The sequence below is a fragment of the Vreelandella titanicae genome (assembly GCF_014697095.1).
In the GTDB taxonomy this organism is placed as follows: domain Bacteria; phylum Pseudomonadota; class Gammaproteobacteria; order Pseudomonadales; family Halomonadaceae; genus Vreelandella; species Vreelandella titanicae.
In genome coordinates, this window is record NZ_CP059082.1 from 3,414,190 (window position 1) to 3,431,644 (window position 17,455).

General features: G+C 53.2%; 19 protein-coding genes and 2 tRNA genes. 15 read left to right on the forward strand and 6 right to left on the reverse strand.

Annotated features, from left to right (window positions below):
• Nucleotides 1–134 precede the first annotated feature (134 nt).
• On the forward strand, nt 135–1,265 hold the full coding sequence (locus tag HZS52_RS15735) for an AI-2E family transporter (protein ID WP_009286941.1): 1,131 nt from the start codon (nt 135–137) through the stop codon (nt 1,263–1,265).
• Complete coding sequence (gene hda / locus HZS52_RS15740) at nt 1,262–1,969, forward strand: DnaA regulatory inactivator Hda (protein WP_009286940.1); 708 nt, start codon at nt 1,262–1,264, stop codon at nt 1,967–1,969. Before HZS52_RS15735 ends, hda begins: the two co-directional genes overlap by 4 nt.
• Nucleotides 1,970–2,079: 110 nt before the next feature.
• Here the strand turns inward: hda and HZS52_RS15745 are convergent, their stop codons facing one another.
• Nucleotides 2,080–2,454, reverse strand: coding sequence for a phasin family protein (locus tag HZS52_RS15745; RefSeq protein ID WP_039859040.1), 375 nt, complete (start codon nt 2,452–2,454; stop codon nt 2,080–2,082).
• Between the two features lie 296 nt (nt 2,455–2,750).
• On the opposite strand from HZS52_RS15745, the gene HZS52_RS15750 reads away from it, so the two are divergent.
• Nucleotides 2,751–4,127 (forward strand): class II fumarate hydratase, encoded by a 1,377-nt coding sequence (locus HZS52_RS15750; protein WP_027957468.1) that lies wholly within the window; start codon nt 2,751–2,753, stop codon nt 4,125–4,127.
• Nucleotides 4,128–4,163: 36 nt separating this feature from the next.
• On the opposite strand, the gene HZS52_RS15755 is transcribed toward HZS52_RS15750, so the two are convergent.
• The gene (locus HZS52_RS15755) at nt 4,164–5,234 is read right to left on the reverse strand and encodes an endonuclease/exonuclease/phosphatase family protein (RefSeq protein ID WP_009286938.1); all 1,071 of its coding nucleotides are present in this window, start codon (nt 5,232–5,234) and stop codon (nt 4,164–4,166) included.
• A 233-nt stretch (nt 5,235–5,467) separates the two neighbouring features.
• Between HZS52_RS15755 and HZS52_RS15760 the strand changes: the two genes are divergently transcribed.
• A tRNA-Val gene (locus tag HZS52_RS15760) sits at nt 5,468–5,544 on the forward strand.
• 22 nt (nt 5,545–5,566) lie between these two features.
• Nucleotides 5,567–5,643: transfer RNA gene (locus HZS52_RS15765), tRNA-Val, on the forward strand.
• 89 nt (nt 5,644–5,732) lie between these two features.
• On the opposite strand, the gene HZS52_RS15770 is transcribed toward HZS52_RS15765, so the two are convergent.
• From HZS52_RS15770 to HZS52_RS15785, 4 genes are all read right to left on the reverse strand, one after another.
• The gene (locus HZS52_RS15770) at nt 5,733–6,218 is read right to left on the reverse strand and encodes a GAF domain-containing protein (RefSeq protein ID WP_138801492.1); all 486 of its coding nucleotides are present in this window, start codon (nt 6,216–6,218) and stop codon (nt 5,733–5,735) included.
• Between the two features lie 97 nt (nt 6,219–6,315).
• On the reverse strand, nt 6,316–7,107 hold the full coding sequence (locus HZS52_RS15775) for a MetQ/NlpA family ABC transporter substrate-binding protein (RefSeq protein WP_007114419.1): 792 nt from the start codon (nt 7,105–7,107) through the stop codon (nt 6,316–6,318).
• A gap of 102 nt (nt 7,108–7,209) precedes the next feature.
• Nucleotides 7,210–7,863, reverse strand: coding sequence for a methionine ABC transporter permease (locus HZS52_RS15780; protein ID WP_041158653.1), 654 nt, complete (start codon nt 7,861–7,863; stop codon nt 7,210–7,212).
• Nucleotides 7,844–8,902 carry a methionine ABC transporter ATP-binding protein gene (locus HZS52_RS15785; protein WP_022523241.1) on the reverse strand — a complete coding sequence of 353 codons (1,059 nt, stop codon included), beginning with the start codon at nt 8,900–8,902 and terminating at the stop codon, nt 7,844–7,846. Before HZS52_RS15785 ends, HZS52_RS15780 begins: the two co-directional genes overlap by 20 nt.
• Before the next feature lie 566 nt (nt 8,903–9,468).
• On the opposite strand from HZS52_RS15785, the gene HZS52_RS15790 reads away from it, so the two are divergent.
• From HZS52_RS15790 to moaE, 10 genes are all read left to right on the forward strand, one after another.
• Nucleotides 9,469–10,098 (forward strand): riboflavin synthase, encoded by a 630-nt coding sequence (locus HZS52_RS15790; protein WP_022523243.1) that lies wholly within the window; start codon nt 9,469–9,471, stop codon nt 10,096–10,098.
• Nucleotides 10,099–10,326: 228 nt separating this feature from the next.
• Nucleotides 10,327–11,625 carry an NCS2 family permease gene (locus HZS52_RS15795; RefSeq protein WP_190373143.1) on the forward strand — a complete coding sequence of 433 codons (1,299 nt, stop codon included), beginning with the start codon at nt 10,327–10,329 and terminating at the stop codon, nt 11,623–11,625.
• A gap of 39 nt (nt 11,626–11,664) precedes the next feature.
• On the forward strand, nt 11,665–12,210 hold the full coding sequence (locus HZS52_RS15800; protein ID WP_022523244.1) for an adenine phosphoribosyltransferase: 546 nt from the start codon (nt 11,665–11,667) through the stop codon (nt 12,208–12,210).
• A gap of 6 nt (nt 12,211–12,216) precedes the next feature.
• Nucleotides 12,217–12,696 carry a xanthine phosphoribosyltransferase gene (gene gpt, locus HZS52_RS15805; RefSeq protein WP_009286932.1) on the forward strand — a complete coding sequence of 160 codons (480 nt, stop codon included), beginning with the start codon at nt 12,217–12,219 and terminating at the stop codon, nt 12,694–12,696.
• Nucleotides 12,697–12,698: 2 nt separating this feature from the next.
• A complete protein-coding gene (gene ung, locus HZS52_RS15810; RefSeq protein WP_009286931.1) occupies nt 12,699–13,382 on the forward strand; it encodes a uracil-DNA glycosylase in 684 nt (227 codons plus the stop codon).
• Nucleotides 13,383–13,477: 95 nt separating this feature from the next.
• Nucleotides 13,478–14,107: a uracil phosphoribosyltransferase gene (gene upp / locus HZS52_RS15815; protein WP_009286930.1), complete on the forward strand. Its 630-nt coding sequence runs from the start codon at nt 13,478–13,480 to the stop codon at nt 14,105–14,107.
• A gap of 91 nt (nt 14,108–14,198) precedes the next feature.
• A complete protein-coding gene (locus HZS52_RS15820) occupies nt 14,199–15,431 on the forward strand; it encodes a uracil-xanthine permease family protein (protein WP_022523245.1) in 1,233 nt (410 codons plus the stop codon).
• A gap of 70 nt (nt 15,432–15,501) precedes the next feature.
• Complete coding sequence (mobB, locus tag HZS52_RS15825; RefSeq protein ID WP_190373144.1) at nt 15,502–16,095, forward strand: molybdopterin-guanine dinucleotide biosynthesis protein B; 594 nt, start codon at nt 15,502–15,504, stop codon at nt 16,093–16,095.
• Nucleotides 16,096–16,099: 4 nt separating this feature from the next.
• On the forward strand, nt 16,100–16,897 hold the full coding sequence (gene moaC / locus HZS52_RS15830) for a cyclic pyranopterin monophosphate synthase MoaC (protein ID WP_009286927.1): 798 nt from the start codon (nt 16,100–16,102) through the stop codon (nt 16,895–16,897).
• Between the two features lie 2 nt (nt 16,898–16,899).
• Nucleotides 16,900–17,367 (forward strand): molybdopterin synthase catalytic subunit MoaE, encoded by a 468-nt coding sequence (gene moaE / locus HZS52_RS15835; protein ID WP_223827940.1) that lies wholly within the window; start codon nt 16,900–16,902, stop codon nt 17,365–17,367.
• Nucleotides 17,368–17,455: the final 88 nt, after the last annotated feature.

Here is a 17,455-nt window from a genome sequence, read left to right on the forward strand (position 1 = left end):
GCGCGACTTTCGTTCATTTGCGGCATAGTAGTGGCGGATGAAAGTTAGTAGTGATAAGTAAAGTGTGTCGTGATCAGTGCCATAGTAACGATCAGTGATATTTAGCGGATTAAATCCACGTTTGAGAGGGAACTATGCGGAATTCTTGGTGGGGCGTCCTATTTTTGGTGGTAATAGGCGGTTTAATTTATTTGTTAGACGCGGCGCTGATGCCTTTTATTGCTGGGATGATTCTCGCTTACTTAGCTGACCCGCTGGCTAACCGTTTCCAGCGCTGGGGCATGAATCGGCCGTTCGCGGTGAGCAGTGTGTTTTTAGTACTGTTGGTCGTCCTCGTGGCGAGCCTGTTGATATTGATCCCGCTGCTTGTTCAGCAGCTTAAACAGCTGGGCGAAGCTATTCCGGGTATCTTCAATTGGGTAGAAAATACGCTTGCTCCTCAGGTACAAGAGTGGACAGGTTATGACTTGACCGCGGAGTTAACCAACGCGCGCGAGACGCTGGTCGAAAACTGGCGCGATGCTGGTGGCTACCTAGCCCAGGCGCTAGGCCAAATTGGCCGCTCCGGTATGGCGTTTGCCTCTTGGATCACCTATGTGGCACTTATTCCTGTGGTGACCTTCTATTTGCTTTTGGACTGGAACCGCCTGCTGACCAATATTGCCAATCTCGTGCCACGCCAGTGGGCGGATGATACCTTCCGGTTGGCGCGTCGCTGTGATGAAGTGTTGTCATCGTTTCTACGCGGCCAGCTGCTGGTAATGCTCTGTTTAGGGATTATTTATGCGGTGGGCTTAACGTTGATGGGGCTCAACTTTGGCCTATTGATCGGCTTTGTGTCCGGACTGGTGAGCATTGTCCCGTTCCTGGGTTTTATTGTCGGCTTGGTGATTGCCCTTGTTGTGGCGCTGTTCCAGTACGCCACCTGGTGGGCGGTGTTAGGCGTTATCCTGGTGTTTAGTATTGGCCAAATGGCCGAGAGTGTGATTCTCCAGCCTAAATTGTTGGGCGATAAGATTGGCCTGCATCCGGTCGCGGTTATATTCGCCGTACTGGCGGGGGGGAATCTGTTTGGCCTAACAGGGGTGTTGTTGGCTCTGCCTGTTGCCGCGGTGATTCTAGTGCTGCTAAAAGAAGTAAAAGTTCGCTATCAGCATAGCGAGTTATACGACGAACAAAATACTGATAAACATACGCCAATCATTGAGGTCAGCTCTTCACATAACGATGAGCTGGGCCATCATGATGGACGGGAGTCACCATGAGCCGAGCACCGGCACAGCTTCCCTTGGGAATTGGTCTGCGTGATGACGCGACCTTTGATAATTATTATGTGGCGCGTGCAAATACGCCGCTGGTAGAACACCTTACCCAGCAGCTTACCCCGGAGGGGGAGCAGTTCCTCTATCTGTGGGGCGCGCCAGGGGTAGGGCGTAGCCATCTTTTACAGGCGGCGTGTCATGCGGCGTCCGATGCAGATAAACGAGCACTGTATCTCCCCCTGGATGACTTGGGCCACTTTCCGCCATTAATGCTGGAAGACATCGAGCGCCTGGATCTGGTCGCCATTGATGACCTGGAGTGTGTGATTGGTCGCAAGCGCTGGGAGGAAGCGCTGTTCCATGCTTTTAACCGGCTAAGAGATGCTGGCAAGAAATTAGTGATTGCCGCCAGTGCTTCACCGCGTCAATTAAACGTGGTGCTACCGGACTTGGCTTCGCGCCTGACCTGGGGGGTAACGTTTCATGTTCACCCTTTGGAGGATGACGAAGAGCGTTTGGCAGCGCTAAAGCTGCGCGCCAGTGTGAGAGGGATGCAGCTCCCCGATGATGTTGGGCGCTATATCTTGCATCGTGGCCCCCGCGAGTTAGGTGAGCTGTGTCGCGCGGTGGAGACTCTGGATAAAGCATCGCTCTCAGCCAAGCGCAAGCTTACTATTCCCTTTGTGAAATCCGCCCTCGGTTGGTGAAACGGCTGGTACAGAAATGCTAAAGGCAACGACTAAAACGCCCCTGTCAGCAAGAGCCGACAGGGGCGTTTTATAAAACATGCTTGCTAGCTTACTGTTTCAATAAGCGATTAAGCGGTTTTGTTCAACTTGCTAGCAGCGGTTTGCGCCTGCTTAACGTTGTCTTCGGTAATTTTCTGGCTTTTCTGGATAAAGTCCTGCTGCAGAGATACGACTTTATCGGTATCGCCTTTAACACGCTCAGCCAACTCTTTAGCTACCTTTTGCTGGCCTTCCATGTAACTACGCAGGCCCTCTGCGTCTTTTACTTCCATCATTTGGCGCATTTGCGCAATGCCGGTGTCGGCATAAGCTTTGCTGGCGTCCATCTGAGCGTTAATCATTTTTTCGCTGTAATCGATGCTCAGCGCCATGTAAGCGCGTACTGGCGCCATGAACATGTTGTCAAACTGCTGAGTCATTTCGTTAGTATTTAATGTACGCATCGTCATACCCTCCTGGGGTTAGTCTTACCAAAAGCAGCTATCCAGAGGTTGGCGCTGCTTATTTAATTGGGTAGCTTTATTTATAAGCTATCTTGCAGTGCAGCATAGCAATTGTTTTTGTGCAGTGCAACATTTGGTTTTTGGCATTTTAAAGTGCACGGGGCAAGAGCCTGTTTACCCCTATGGTCTAACCAGCTAGCTTGAAGGCAGTGGATGTGGCTTTAGCGAGTGAACGATAGGTCGGCTATGCGCTCAGATAAGCATCACCATTAATCTTACTGATGGGAGAAAGAGCAATGGCAACACGGATGGAACGCGATAGCATGGGCGAGTTGGAAGTGCCTTCTGAGGCTCTTTATGGGGCACAAACCCAGCGGGCAATCAATAACTTCCCTGTCTCTCATTCGCCCATGCCCCCGGCCTTTATTCACGCTGTCACGCGTATCAAGCTAGCGGCAGCCCGGGCTAATCAATCGCTAGGAGGGCTTGATAGTGCGCGGGGGGAAGCGATTCAAAAAGCGGCGCGGGAAGTGTTAACGGGCAAGCATGACCAGCACTTTCCTATCGATGTGTTTCAAACTGGCTCAGGTACCTCCACCAATATGAATGTCAACGAGGTGTTGGCTACATTGGCAAGCCGTGAAGGCGTTGAGGTAACCCCGAACGATCACGTCAATATGGGGCAGTCCAGCAATGATGTGATTCCCACGGCCATTCACCTGTCGGCTGCCATCGCGGTGCACGAATCGTTGCGCCCAGCCCTTGTCCACCTGCGTGACACTATCGACAAGCGGGCCAGTGAGCTGAGCCATGTGGTAAAAACCGGTCGTACTCACCTCATGGACGCCATGCCGCTGCGTATGGATCAAGAGCTGGGTGCTTGGTCTAGCCAACTAGGTCAGGCCATTGAGCGCTTTGATAGTGCCATGAAACGGCTGTGCCGATTAGCTCAAGGTGGCACGGCCGTGGGGACCGGCATTAACGCTCCTATCGGTTTTGCTGAGCAGGTCGCCCAAGAGCTGAGCGAACAGACCGGGTTGATGTTTACCCCTAATGACAGCTTCTTTGCCAGCCTCTCGTCTCAGGATGCGGCGGTAGAGCTCTCGGGGCAGTTGAAAGGCTTAGCCTGCGTGATTATGAAAATAGCCAACGACCTGCGCTGGATGAATTCGGGGCCGCTGGCGGGGCTGGGCGAGATTGAGCTCGAGGCGTTACAGCCCGGTAGCTCAATTATGCCTGGGAAGGTTAATCCTGTTATTCCTGAGTCAGCCGCCCAGGCCGCTGCACAGGTTATTGGCCTGGATACCGCGATTACCGTGGCCGGGCAGAGTGGTAACTTTCAACTGAACGTGATGTTGCCGTTGGTGGCTTCCAACTTATTAACATCTATAAGCTTGATGAGTAATACCGCTCGATTGCTGGCTGATCGTGCGATTGCCACCTTTAAGGTTCGTGAAGATAACCTGGAAGGCCCGCTGGCCAGAAATCCCATTTTGGTAACGGCGCTAAATGGCGTGATTGGCTATAACGCCGCCGCCGCTGTCGCCAAAGAGGCTTACCAGGCGGGGAGGCCAATTATTGATGTGGCGGAGGAGAAAACTGACCTTGACCGGGAGACGCTAGAGCGGCTGCTGGATCCGGTCGCGTTAACGCACGGAGGCATTCCTGAGTAACACGTTTAAGGTCAGCTATCTTTAGGCCAACCGCGTTCAGGTTTCCTGCTTTTCGGTTTTACCTTCCTGAATCGTTTCGCTGGCCTCACTGCGCTCCTCAGCATCGGCTTCGGGCGTTTCATGCTCGTCTTGACGCGAAGGGCGGTAGCAAAAGGTGGCCAGTATCGGGAAGTGGTCGGAGCCGAAGTAACTCAGGCGCTGCATGCCGACTAAGGTGAAGTGTTCGGTCACAAAAATGTGGTCAAGGGGCCAGCGCAACACGGGATATTTGGCGTGGAAGGTGCTGAATAAACCACGTCCCCGGCGTGGGTCGAGCATGCCGCCAACGCGGCAGAAAAGTCGCGTAGTGCGCGACCACGCTACATCGTTCAGATCCCCGGCGACCAACGTTGCTTGGGGATCTTCATGAATTTTCTTGCCGACCAATAGCAGTTCAGCATCCCGCCAAAGGGATTTTTCACTCTCACTGGGGGCCGGTGGACGGGGATGTAACGCGTAAAAGCGAATGCTATCGCCGTTAGCAAGCGTCACTCGGGTGTGAATAGACGGGATGTCGTCCTGAATTAGCCACTCCACCGAGGTGTTAGAGAGCTCCAGGTGCGAGTAAAGGTGCATGCCGTAAAGGTTGTCGAGCGGGATTTTAACGCTGTGCGGCCACTGCTCTGCGAGAGCCGGATCTAACTGATCTTGCCACCACTGGTCTGACTCCAGGGTCAGTACTATGTCGGGCTGATGCTGTTTAATCATATCGATCAGCGCTTGGGCCTGCCGGTTAGGGGTCAGTACGTTAGCGATCAGTAGCGTGATCGTTTTATCTGAATCGTTACTCTTCGCCGCCTTGACCTGCACCGGCCACAGCGGTGTCCAGGGCAGAATATAGTAGACTTGAAACAGTAAAGTGATGCCTGAGGCGAGCAGGGCTACCCATAGCCAAGGGCCAGGCTCAACGAAGATAGCGGCTAATAGCCAAGTGATTAAAGCTAGGCAAGCGATCTGCAGGCGTGGAAATTCAAAACTGCGGATCCACCACCAGTGTAAATGTATTCTTGCAATCAGCGTCGCCAATAACAGTACGATCGCTATGCTTCCTAGCAAAATACCCAGCATGGTTTATCTCCCTATAGAACACCCAGCACCTTGAAGCGCTAAGCCTAGCGCTAGAAGGTCACAGGTGTCGAATTGAGCCTCTATTCGTAATGGGTTTAAGGCTGGCGGGAGAGGGCGCGCAATGGAAAAGAACTTGCAATTCAGTGATAAGAGCGTAAGATATGCATCCGTTGCAAGGCGCGCGGCTATCCAATAGCCCATCTCAGAAAGTGCAATAGAACAGATAGCGCAATAGAACCATAGCTCAGTTGGTTAGAGCGCCACGTTGACATCGTGGAGGTCGGCGGTTCAAATCCGCCTGGTTCTACCAGCCTTATGCCACACCTCTTTTCAGGACCATAGCTCAGTTGGTTAGAGCGCCACGTTGACATCGTGGAGGTCGGCGGTTCAAATCCGCCTGGTCCTACCAGCTTTTATCAGAAACGCCCCAGGCAGTGATGCTTGGGGCGTTTTTGTGTGGGTTTTATATGGCGTTTTTTATTTTGTAGACTATAGCTTTTAACTAGCTCTTTGAATTAGGTCGGGCAGGTCAGTTTGGCGCATAAACGTTGCTACCAGGGCCTCAATGCCTGCTTGGTCTTGTTGTGTGAAGCGCGCCTCCAGCGGGCTATCCAAATCCAGTACGCCCCATAGGTTGCCATCGACTACGATGGGAATCACCAGTTCAGAGCGAGAGTTGGCGTCGCAGGCAATATGGTCGGCAACCGCGTGTACGTCGTCCACTCGCTGGGTAGTTTGTTGGCGAGCAGCCGCGCCGCATACGCCTTTGCTAAAGGGAATCGGGTGGCAGGCGGGCTGCCCCTGAAAAGGGCCTAGACCTAACACATCAGGCTGGCGTTGAAGGTAAAAGCCTACCCAGTTTAAGTCGCTAAGCTGTTGGTGAATAAACGCACAGGTTTGCGCGCTGTTGGTGAGCCAATCACGTGTATCGAGCAGCGCTTCAAGCTGTCGATTGAGAAGAGGGTAGTCAACACTGTTTTGCATGAGGGATCCTTTGCTACAAACGCAACAGGCCGACACTTTTGCATTTGGGGTTACCTATGCGTGTCGGCCTGACGTCATCTATTGATGGCTTGCGGTATTACTCGATCCAGCCAGGAACTGCTGCGCCTTTGAATAGTTCTTCGGCTTTCTCGATCACTTCATCACGCTGATAGGCGTCGACCAGTTGACGAATCTCTTCACGCTCTTCGTCACCGCCGCGAACCGCGATCAGGTTGACGTAAGGAGACTCGGGGCCCTCTTTGATCAAGGCGTCATCCAGGCTTAGGCCAGCAGGCTGAGCGAAGGTGTTGTTGATGAACGCCATGTCGACATCGGGCAGCACGCGGGGGAGCTGGGCGGCTTCAATTTCGCGGAAACGGAAGTCGCGGGGGTTTTCAGCGATATCGATCGGTGTTGATTCGAGAAATTCTGGATCGTTAAGGGTGATCAGGCCTTCGTTGTGCATCAGGATCAGCGCGCGACCTTCATTTGAAGGATCATTGGGCAGTGCAATTTGTGCGCCGTCAGGCAGGTCGTCGATACTGTCGTATTTTTCTGAGTAAGCGCCAATCGGGTACACGAAGGTGTAACCAGCGATTGCCAGGTCATAGCCACGATCGTCGACCATCGACTGCAAATAGGGTTCATGCTGGTAGGCATTGGCATCTAGGCTGCCGTCTGCAAGGGCTGCGTTCGGGGTAACGTAGTCAGTGAACTCGATGATTTCTACATCAAGGTCGTACTCTTCTTTGGCAATGCGCGCCGCAACTTCCATCACTTCTGTTTCAGGGCCCGCAACGGTGCCCATTTTGATGCTGCGCGTTTCAGCATTGGCGACGTTAACGGCAAGCGCCAGGGCGGTAAGGCTGCCAATAATCAGTTTTTGCATGAATCTCTCCAGTGGCATTTTGATAGATGGTGCAATGATGCGGCAATAAAAAACTGTTGTCTAATGCATTTTGGTTATAATGGATGGCAAATAAACGAGTGGTTACTTGCGATCGCTTTTGCGTACCAAGTAGTCGCCCAAGCTCTGAAAACCCTGCACCATGACGACCAAAATCACCACGGTAATCAACATGATGGTTGGGTTGAAGCGGTTATAGCCATAGCGGATACCTAAGTCGCCGAGACCGCCACCGCCCACTGCGCCGGCCATGGCGGAGTAACTTACCAGTGTGACAACGGTAATGGTTAAGCCCGTCATGATCCCGCCGCGAGCTTCCGGAATCAGTACCTTGCGAATAATTTGCCAAGGCGTTGCGCCCATGGCTTGGGCGGCTTCAATTAATCCTGGCGAGATTTCATTAAGTGCAGCCTCGATAAGCCGAGCGACAAACGGAATAGCGGCAATCGTGAGCGGTACCGACGCGGCATTAATGCCAATCGAGGTGCCCACCAACATGCGCGTAAAAGGAATGATCGCTACCATCAAAATAATAAACGGGATGGAGCGACCAACGTTGGTAATAATGCTCAGTACTTGATTAAGTACGGGCTTCGCCAATATTTGCCGTGGGCGTGTAACGTACAGCATTACCCCAAGGGGCAAGCCGACGAGGGTAGAAATAAGCCCTGAAACGGCCACCATATAAAGGGTATCCAGCGTGGCCTGTAAAATGAGATCAATCATTGCGCTGGACATGGCCGAGTACCTCCACTTGCAGTTGATGAGATTCGAGATAGTGCATGGCTTGCTGGGTTTGCGTCGGAGAGCCGAGTAGTTCCGCAATCATCAGGCCCAGGGTGCGCTCCTGAATCGACTCTACTTTTGCTTGTAAAATGCTGACATCGACCCCGCACTCTCGAGCAAGGCGGGAAATCAGCGGCGTCGAGACTGCATCGCCAGAGAAGGTTAGGCGTACCACAGGGTGGGTGTTTTCGCCTGGGGCATCAAGGAGTCTCTCAATCAGCTCTTTGGGCGGTGTTAGCTGGAGGAAGTCGTTAAGAAACTCACGACCAAGCTGGGTACGCGGAGCGGTAAAGAAGTCGCCGACTTCAGCGTCTTCCACCAGTTCGCCGTCCGAGATCAAACTCACCCGGTGGCAAATCGATTTGACCACTTCCATCTCGTGGGTGATCAGCAGGATGGTAATGCCCAGTTGGTGGTTAATATCGCGCAGCAGTTCCAGTATTGAACTGGTGGTTTGTGGGTCTAGCGCAGAGGTTGCCTCATCACAGAGCAACACCTGCGGCTTGCTGGCTAGCGCCCGGGCGATCGCCACACGCTGTTTTTGACCGCCGGAAAGCTGAGCAGGGTACTGGTTGGCCTTATCTGCCAGGCCTACCATCTCCAGGAGCGGAATAACGCGATCGCGGACGGTGTGGCGTTTTTGCCCCATTAGTTCTAGAGGCAGGGCAACGTTGTCGAACACCGTGCGTGTGGTCAATAGATTAAAGTGTTGAAAAATCATGCCAATACGGTGACGCGCACGATTAAGCGCGGCGTTACTCAGCTGGGTCATTTCCTGACCATCGACCGTGACGCTGCCGCTCGTGGGGCGCTCTAAGAGATTAACGCAGCGAATTAGCGTTGATTTACCTGCGCCGGAGAGGCCGATGACGCCGTGAATAGTGCCTTTGGGCACACTGAGAGTGGCATTTTTGAGTGCATGGACGGCATTTGCGCCGCTGCCCTTGTTGTTACTGAAATAGGTTTTACTGACGTTGCTAAGTTCAATCATAGCGTCTGCCTTAAAGGTAGGCCGAAGACGGAGTGCGGGATGCGAGCTGGGGGGAGGGCCAGTATCGAATAGAAAATAAAAAAGGCCACCCCAATGGGTGGCCATCAACGCTGGACACACCCGTTTAGCTGCACTTCACTCAATCATTAGGCTAGATACTAAGCCATAGACTAGGTGGACGCCCGCAATCTGGGTACAAATCGGCGTCATTACATTTGCGGCAAAATTTTAGAGATAGGTCGCTGCCTTGTCAATTTTATCCATCTGATTTTATGTTGTAAGTCGCCGAGTCAGCATTATTTTCTGATTTTTATAAATATTTAAGTTTTTAGTTCTGTGCGTGCGTTTTTAAAGATGTGCAGCTGGATGAAGTTACCTTGAGTTGAAAGCAGCCATAGAAAAGTCAATGGCGTAGAATGGCGGGATCAAGAAACCCTCAAGGCAGAATGCACGGCGGTGAGGGAGCAGTAGGAAGCTTGCGCCATTCATTGAGCGCTTTTGCTACTTGCTCTTTACGACTTATTTGAATTATACGGCTTTTTTATTAGATGAGGAGAAAGCGCCTTATGTTTACTGGCATTGTGCAAGGGGTAGCCAGGGTTGTGGCGGTACGCGAGCTGGATGATTTTCGCGTGCATGTGTTGGAAATGCCCCCCGCGATGCGCGAAGGGCTTGAGGTCGGAGCGTCTGTTGCTCATAACGGCGTTTGCTTGACGGTAACGGCCATAGAGGGGGATAGCGTTAGTTTTGATTTGATGCGTGAAACGCTGCGATTGACTAATCTTGGTGCAATCACCCCTGGGCAATGCGTCAATATAGAGCGCGCGGCGCGCTTTGGTGATGAGATAGGCGGACACTCCATGTCAGGCCACATCATTTCCATGGCAGAAGTGGTGGCCATCGAAGAGGCGCCCAACAACCGTCGGCTATGGTTTTCGCTGCCGGAACGACTAGGCCGATTCGTGTTTGAAAAGGGCTATATCGGGGTGGACGGTATTAGTTTGACCATTGGGGATGTACGCCCCACTGAAAGTGGGGATGTGGAGTTCAGCGTCAATTTAATTCCTGAGACACTGTCGCGTACCACGCTTCAGGATCGAGCCCCCGGGGATCAGGTCAATATTGAAATTGACCCGCAAACCCAGGTGATCGTTGAAACCGTTGAGCGAGTGCTTTCTCAAAAAAGCGGCGTTTAGTAAGTGACGCGGCAATGGCAATAATCAGCTTTTTTGGTTAATGGGTTGACCGATCGGTTAGTTCATGGCCTAAAGATTGCTAGACATTAGGCGGCGGGCGATTTCCGCCAACATTGGTCGCTACGCTGAGGCGCTCGCATCACAGCGAGCGTTTCGGTAGTATGTGCGGCTTTTCTCAGCACCAGAACGCATACTCATGCGGTGTTAGCGCTAAGGATAAAAAGATTCATGAAACTTCTGGATAACTATTTCAAGCTCTCCGAGCACAAAACCAACGTGAAGACAGAAGTTATCGCCGGGATCACCACCTTCCTGACGATGGCCTATATCATCTTTGTCAACCCGAGCATTTTGTCTGAAGCGGGGATGGACTACGGCGCAGTGTTCGTCGCCACTTGCCTAGCGGCAGCGATTGGCTGTTTCGTCATGGGGATGTGGGCTAACTACCCGATAGCTCAGGCGCCAGGCATGGGTTTGAATGCCTTTTTCACCTACGGCGTGGTGCTGGGGATGGGCTATACCTGGGAAGCTGCGCTGGGGGCGGTGTTCTTCTCAGGTCTAACGTTCTTCTTGTTGAGTATTTTTAAAATTCGCGAGTGGATCATTAACTCCATTCCTATGACGTTACGGTTGGGGATCGCCGCTGGTATTGGCCTTTTCCTGGCAATGATAGCGCTTAAGAACGCCGGTATCGTGGTTGCCAACCCCGCGACCTTTGTTTCCTTAGGTGATCTTTCCCAACCCGCGGCTATTTATGCGCTGCTGGGCTTCTTTGTGATTACCGCGCTCTCTTACTTGCGAGTGACTGGTGCCGTCATGATCGGGATTTTGGGGATTACTATTGTTGCAATGGTGCTCGGCCATAATGAGTATGGGGGCCTGATGTCGATGCCACCCTCTATTGCACCTACCTTTATGGCGATGGATTTGATGGGCGCGCTGGATGTGGCGATGCTTAGCGTGATCTTTGCCTTCCTGTTTGTGGATCTATTTGATACCTCCGGCACCCTGGTAGGCGTTGCTCACCGCGGCAAGCTGTTGGACGCGGATGGCAAGTTACCGCGCATTGGTCGCGCCATGATGGCCGACAGCACCGCGTCAATGGCGGGTGCCGCCTTGGGTACTTCCACCACCACAAGCTACATTGAATCGACGGCGGGTATCGCTTCGGGTGGCCGTACTGGGTTAACGGCGGTAGTGGTTGGTGTTCTGTTCCTGATCAGCCTGTTCTTCGCTCCGCTGGCGGGTTCTATTCCGGCCTACGCTACCGCAGGTGCGCTGCTGTATGTGGCGGTATTGATGGCAGGAAGTTTGGCTCACGCGAACTGGGAAGACCCCACCGACGCCGCGCCGGTACTGATTGCCGCCCTGGCGATGCCGCTGACGTTCTCGATTGCCGAAGGTATTGCGCTTGGCTTTATTAGCTATGTAGCGATCAAGGCGTTGTCGGGCCGTTTTGCCGACCTGAATCCGGCGGTGATTATTTTGGCGTTGCTGTTTGCGACAAGATACCTTTTCTTGGTTTGATTGATCATTACCACTTTTTATTACTCAATGAGAGACGCGATGAGCATCTACGGCGACTACATTAAGTCCGTCATTCGCACGGTTCCCGATTGGCCTGAACAGGGCGTGAACTTTCGCGACATCACCCCGTTGCTGCAAAATAGCGCGGCCTTTCGCAAGCTGATCGATAGCTTCGTTCACCGCTATCAGGAAATGAACCTGGATGCCATCGCGGCCATTGATGCGCGTGGCTTTATTATTGGTGCGCCGCTCGCTTATGAGTTGGGTTGCAGCTTTGTACCGGTGCGTAAGAAGGGCAAGCTGCCTTTCAAGACCATCAGCGAGACTTATAAGCTGGAGTACGGACATTCAGAAGTGGAGCTGCACTCCGATGCGTTCCAGAAAGATGACCGTATCCTGCTGATGGATGACCTCATCGCCACCGGCGGCACCATGCTGGCCGCGGCCAACCTCATTCAGCGCAGCGGTGGTCAGGTGGTTGAGACCGCCACCATTATTGATCTGCCTGAGCTGGGCGGATCGCAGAAAATTCGCGATGCTGGTTTCAGTGTATTCGCAGTTTGTTCTTTCAACGAAGACGAGTAATGCCCCATGAGCAGCGATCGCTACCACCAACACTTCACTGTCTCCTGGGATCAGTTGCACCGTGATGTGCGCACCCTATGCCATCAAATGATCGAGCGTGATTTTAAAGGCATCGTAGCGATTACCCGCGGCGGTTTAATTCCCGCCGCGCTGATTGCTCGGGAGCTTAATATCCGGCTGATCGATACCGTGTGTATTAAAAGCTACGACCATATGGATCAGGGCGGTCTGGATATCATGAAGGGCGTCGATCATGACGGTGAAGGTTGGTTGCTGGTCGATGACTTGGTGGATACTGGCAAAACAGCGCGGGCAGTACGTAAAATGCTGCCTAAAGCTCACTTTGTGACTATCTATGCCAAGCCGGATGGTCGTCCCTTGGTGGATCAATACCTGACCGAAGTTGCCCAGCAGTGCTGGATTCAGTTCCCCTGGGATATGGGTGTTGCATACGTTGAGCCGCTTGTTGATCAAATGAAGAGGTAATAATGGCCAATCCACTTCCCGACGATTGGAGTCAGTGGCTGGGTAATGAGTTTCAGGCTGACTATATGCTGGCGCTAAAAGATTTTTTGGCGCAGCAAAAAGCTGCGAAGAAGATCATATATCCCCACTCAACGCAGTGGTTTCGTGCCTTTGAACTGACCCCGTTGAACGAAGTGAAGGTGGTTATTTTAGGCCAGGATCCCTATCACGGGCCCAATCAGGCTCACGGTTTATGCTTTTCCGTGCAGCCCGGCGTACCCGTGCCACCGTCGCTGGTCAATATCTACAAGGAGTTGGCCACTGATGTTGGTTTTACCCCCGTGCGCCACGGCCATCTGGAAGCATGGGCCAAGCAGGGCGTGTTGTTGTTAAACACTTCGCTGACTGTGGAGCAGGGCAATGCGGCATCTCATCGCGGTAAGGGATGGGAGCCCTTCACTGACCGCGCGATTGAAACCGTCAGCCAGCACGCGCCGCCGTGTGTGTTTCTGCTGTGGGGTAGTCATGCGCGCCAGAAGAAGGCGTTAATCGACCAAAGGCGCCATTTAATACTGGAAGCCCCGCACCCATCACCGCTCTCTGCGCATCGGGGCTTTTTTGGTACCCGGCATTTTTCCCAAGCCAATCAATTTCTTCAGGCGCAAGGGCGAGCACCTATCGAATGGCAATTGCCTGAAACCCCTTAACCTCGTAAGTGGTTGCGGGTAGAATACGCGCAATTTTGTGCCTAGCTGATGCAACCTTGGTTGCCATTCTGAATCCCCTGCAGTGAGGAAGTCCCATGAGTGTTTACGCCATTAACCATCCGCTTGTACAACATAAGCTGGGTCTGATGCGCGAAGTTGACCTGAGCACTAAGAGCTTTCGTGAACTGGCAGGTGAAGTCGCCAAGCTGCTGACCTATGAAGCAACTAAAGGTCTTGAGCTGGAAGATCATGAAATCCAGGGATGGAACGGTGAGCCGATTGCAACGCGCCGATTAAAAGGTAAAAAAGTCACCGTCGTACCGATTCTGCGTGCCGGGCTCGGCATGCTGGAAGGCGTAACGGATCTAATCCCGAGTGCGCGGGTAAGCGTTGTAGGTCTTTATCGCGATGAAGAGACGCTACAGCCGGTGCCTTACTTTGCCAAGTTTGCCAACGATATCGAAGAGCGCATGGCGATCGTGATAGACCCCATGCTGGCTACCGGCGGTTCGATGGTAGCAACACTGGATATGCTGCGTGAGCGTGGCTGTGAGCATATGAAGGTGATCGTGCTCGTTGCCGCACCTGAAGGTATCAAGCGGGTGCAGGACGCTTACCCCGATATCGAAATTTACACCGCCTCAATCGATGACCGCCTCGATGAAAATGGCTACATCGTCCCCGGACTAGGTGACGCTGGCGATAAGATTTTCGGAACGCGCTAAGCATCGTTATTGACATTGCCCCTTACGCCCAGCGTCAGGGGCATTTTTTTGTATACCTGCTATCAAATCAATAATCACTAGGAATTCACTTATGCGTGAAGCTGCCAGTCAGGCTGAGTCGTGGCCAAAAGTCATTTTAACCGGCGCACAAATGCTATTTGTGGCGTTTGGCGCCTTGGTGTTAGTACCGCTTTTGACAGGACTCGACCCAAGCGTTGCGCTGTTCACGGCTGGGGTGGGAACCTTGGTATTTCATGGGGTCACCAAGCAGAGCGTGCCGGTGTTTTTAGCCTCATCGTTTGCCTTTATAGCGCCTATTCAAGGCTCTGTGGCGAGCTTTGGCGTTTCGGCAACCATGGGCGGGCTAATGGCAGCGGGGCTGGTCTATGTGGCGATCTCTCAGGTTGTGCGCTTAAAAGGCACCGCTTGGCTGCATCGCTTGCTGCCCGCTGTGGTGGTGGGCCCGGTGATTATGGTGATTGGCCTGGCGCTGGCGCCGGTGGCAGTAAGCATGGCGACCGGTGAAACCAGCGACAATATCGGCTATGGCGCGGCGATTTTCTTATCAATGACCAGCTTGCTAGTCACTCTTGTGTTGGCCGTTTTTGGTCGCGGGCTACTTCGCCTAGTGCCGATTATGGGGGGCATTATCACCGGCTATTTTTTAGCGTTGCTGATGGGGGTAGTCGACTTTACGCCAGTGCATGAGGCGGCTTGGTTATCGATACCCGGCTTTACCGCACCCAGTTTTCACTGGGCTGCCATTCTGTTTATGATTCCGGTCGCGATTGCCCCAGCGGTAGAACACATTGGTGATATGGTGGCCATTGGTTCGGTGACCCGCAAAAACTACCTGGAAAAGCCTGGCCTGCATCGAACTCTGTTAGGCGATGGGCTGGCGACCAGCGTAGCAGCGCTGTTCGGCGGGCCGCCGAATACTACTTACTCGGAAGTCACCGGGGCGGTAACGCTTACTCGGGCATTTAATCCCAAGTACATGATTGTTGCCGCGATTATTGCCATTGTGCTGGCGTTTGTGTCCAAGCTTGGCGCGTTGCTGCAGACCATTCCTGGCCCGGTAATGGGCGGTATAATGACGCTGTTGTTTGGCTCCATTGCGGTGGTCGGTATGAACACACTGGTACGTGCAGGACAGTCGCTGACGGCGCCGCGCAACTTGGTCGTGGTTTCGCTGATACTGGTGTTCGGGATTGGCGGCATGCAGTTTGGTGGAGGCCAGTTTACGCTGCAGGGCGTTAGCCTGGCCGCTTTGGTGGGTATTGCGTTGAACTGGCTATTACCCCGTGAGCAAGAGGGCGAGTAGAGTCATCCTCTATAACGCTGTGTGAATCGTTAGAATGGTAGCGTGAGTGATCATCAGGAGTTTCGGCAGCATGGAAAACGAACTAACCGCACCTTTTCCCATACTGGGGATTGCTGCCTGGAGCGGTACCGGAAAAACGACGCTGCTAGAGAAGCTGTTGCCACGATTAGGGGAGTATGGCTTGAGCATCGCTGTCATCAAGCATGCGCACCACTCGTTTGATGTCGACCAGCCCGGCAAGGATAGCTATAAGCTGCGTAGCGCAGGTGCCGCACCGATACTGGTGGCTTCCCGTCAGCGCTTTGCGCTGATGCAGGAAACCCCTGACCAGGGAGAGCCTGATTTAGCCCAGCTAATTGCCATGATGGCGCCGCACGATCCCGATTTGGTGATTGTCGAAGGCTTCAAGGCTTGGCCGATTCCCAAGCTGGTGCTATACCGCGATGGGATTGGCGATGCGGCTATTTTAACCGGCCGATGGGTTGAGGCAGTCGCGCTCAGTGCGCCACCGCCTATCGACCTGGCGGCTTCGGTGGCTCAGTTAGATCTAGACGATAGCGAAGCGGTTGCACAATGGGTAGTGACCTGGTTAAGCGCTAAAAACGATACGATGTCTTCAAAAAATACGTCTTCAAAACGTATGTCTTCAAAACAGCAATGGTGACAACATGCATCTGACCCACCTTAACACCCGTGGCGAAGCCAATATGGTGGACGTCGGCGATAAGCTGGAAACCCGCCGCGAAGCAGTCGCCTCCGGGCGCATTATAATGCAGCCTGAAACGCTGAAATTGCTTAGCGATGGTGAACTGCCCAAGGGTGATGTGCTGGCCACCGCGCGTATCGCTGGTATTCAGGCGGCCAAACGTACTCATGAGCTGATTCCTCTCTGTCACTCACTGGCGCTCTCCAAGGTTTCTGTTGAGTTCGATATTGATGTGGCCGAATCCTGCGTTCATGTGACCTCGCTGTGTCGCTTGAATGGACGCACTGGGGTCGAAATGGAAGCCCTTACCGCTGTTTCGGTAGCCTGTTTGACGCTTTACGATATGTGCAAAGCGGTCGATAAAGGTATGCGTATCGAGGCTATACAACTCGACAGCAAGCAAGGTGGTCAGCGTGGCGACTACCAGCGTATGAGCACCCAGGCGCCGATTGTTACCGGTGACGGCGTAGCCGGAGAAGTCAGCTTGGGCGAGCGCTGCCCTTCACCCTGCGTGCGGGTTAAGTTTTTAGCCGAACTGCGCGAGCGGGTAGGCGAAAGTGAGACCGTCGTGAGTCTCGATCAACTGGCTAGCCGCGACATTAGTGGATTAAAAGCCGCGCTGGCCGAGCAGGATAGTCGCTTTAAACAACTCACCGACCAGCGTACGCTGTGTGCGATTAATCAGGTCATGGCCAATGACGAGGCGTTAGTGACCGATGATGACGAAGTGGCGTTTTTCCCGCCAGTAACAGGGGGGTGAGGGTGGATAATAAGCTGGATATTAAAGTAACGATTCAAGCAGCCCCGTTTCCAATGGACTACGGCTATGACGATGCCTTGGCGGGGCGTAGTGATATTGGCGCGGTGGTGTGTTTTACCGGCTTAGTGCGTGATTTTAATGAAACGCCAGACGTCACAGGGTTAACGCTGGAACACTATCCGGGAATGACCGAGCGTACGCTGACGGAGATTGGTGAACAGGCTTGGCAGCGCTGGTCGCTCCAAGCGGTGCGGATTATTCATCGTGTCGGTTACCTGGGGCCAGGCGATCCGATTGTGCGCGTACTCGTAGCCAGCGCACACCGGCGTGAGGCGTTCGAAGCCTGCGATTTTATTATGGATTACCTGAAAACCCAGGCGCCTTTCTGGAAGAAAGAGCACTCTGCCCAGGGCGAGTATTGGGTCAAAGAGCGTCACTCTGATCAACAGGACGCAGCGCGGTGGGAGTGAAGTGCCGCGTCACTGTGCTCGTTGCACTGACACGAAACTGTCATTGCGAACGCAGTGAAGCAATCTGGGTTTTATAGCCGTCGTTGAA

Excerpts from the sequence above, each read along its gene's own strand:
- ung (WP_009286931.1), top strand. The coding sequence starts at position 12,699 with ATGGCCAATCCACTTCCCGACGATTGGAGTCAGTGGCTGGGTAATGAG.
- gpt (WP_009286932.1), top strand. The coding sequence starts at position 12,217 with ATGAGCAGCGATCGCTACCACCAACACTTCACTGTCTCCTGGGATCAG.
- HZS52_RS15770 (WP_138801492.1), bottom strand. The coding sequence starts at position 6,218 with ATGCAAAACAGTGTTGACTACCCTCTTCTCAATCGACAGCTTGAAGCG.
- HZS52_RS15775 (WP_007114419.1), bottom strand. The coding sequence starts at position 7,107 with ATGCAAAAACTGATTATTGGCAGCCTTACCGCCCTGGCGCTTGCCGTT.
- HZS52_RS15820 (WP_022523245.1), top strand. The coding sequence starts at position 14,199 with ATGCGTGAAGCTGCCAGTCAGGCTGAGTCGTGGCCAAAAGTCATTTTA.
- moaC (WP_009286927.1), top strand. The coding sequence starts at position 16,100 with ATGCATCTGACCCACCTTAACACCCGTGGCGAAGCCAATATGGTGGAC.
- mobB (WP_190373144.1), top strand. The coding sequence starts at position 15,502 with ATGGAAAACGAACTAACCGCACCTTTTCCCATACTGGGGATTGCTGCC.
- HZS52_RS15755 (WP_009286938.1), bottom strand. The coding sequence starts at position 5,234 with ATGCTGGGTATTTTGCTAGGAAGCATAGCGATCGTACTGTTATTGGCG.
- HZS52_RS15795 (WP_190373143.1), top strand. The coding sequence starts at position 10,327 with ATGAAACTTCTGGATAACTATTTCAAGCTCTCCGAGCACAAAACCAAC.
- HZS52_RS15780 (WP_041158653.1), bottom strand. The coding sequence starts at position 7,863 with ATGTCCAGCGCAATGATTGATCTCATTTTACAGGCCACGCTGGATACC.
- upp (WP_009286930.1), top strand. The coding sequence starts at position 13,478 with ATGAGTGTTTACGCCATTAACCATCCGCTTGTACAACATAAGCTGGGT.
- HZS52_RS15790 (WP_022523243.1), top strand. The coding sequence starts at position 9,469 with ATGTTTACTGGCATTGTGCAAGGGGTAGCCAGGGTTGTGGCGGTACGC.
- HZS52_RS15800 (WP_022523244.1), top strand. The coding sequence starts at position 11,665 with ATGAGCATCTACGGCGACTACATTAAGTCCGTCATTCGCACGGTTCCC.
- HZS52_RS15750 (WP_027957468.1), top strand. The coding sequence starts at position 2,751 with ATGGCAACACGGATGGAACGCGATAGCATGGGCGAGTTGGAAGTGCCT.
- hda (WP_009286940.1), top strand. The coding sequence starts at position 1,262 with ATGAGCCGAGCACCGGCACAGCTTCCCTTGGGAATTGGTCTGCGTGAT.
- HZS52_RS15745 (WP_039859040.1), bottom strand. The coding sequence starts at position 2,454 with ATGCGTACATTAAATACTAACGAAATGACTCAGCAGTTTGACAACATG.
- HZS52_RS15735 (WP_009286941.1), top strand. The coding sequence starts at position 135 with ATGCGGAATTCTTGGTGGGGCGTCCTATTTTTGGTGGTAATAGGCGGT.
- HZS52_RS15785 (WP_022523241.1), bottom strand. The coding sequence starts at position 8,902 with ATGATTGAACTTAGCAACGTCAGTAAAACCTATTTCAGTAACAACAAG.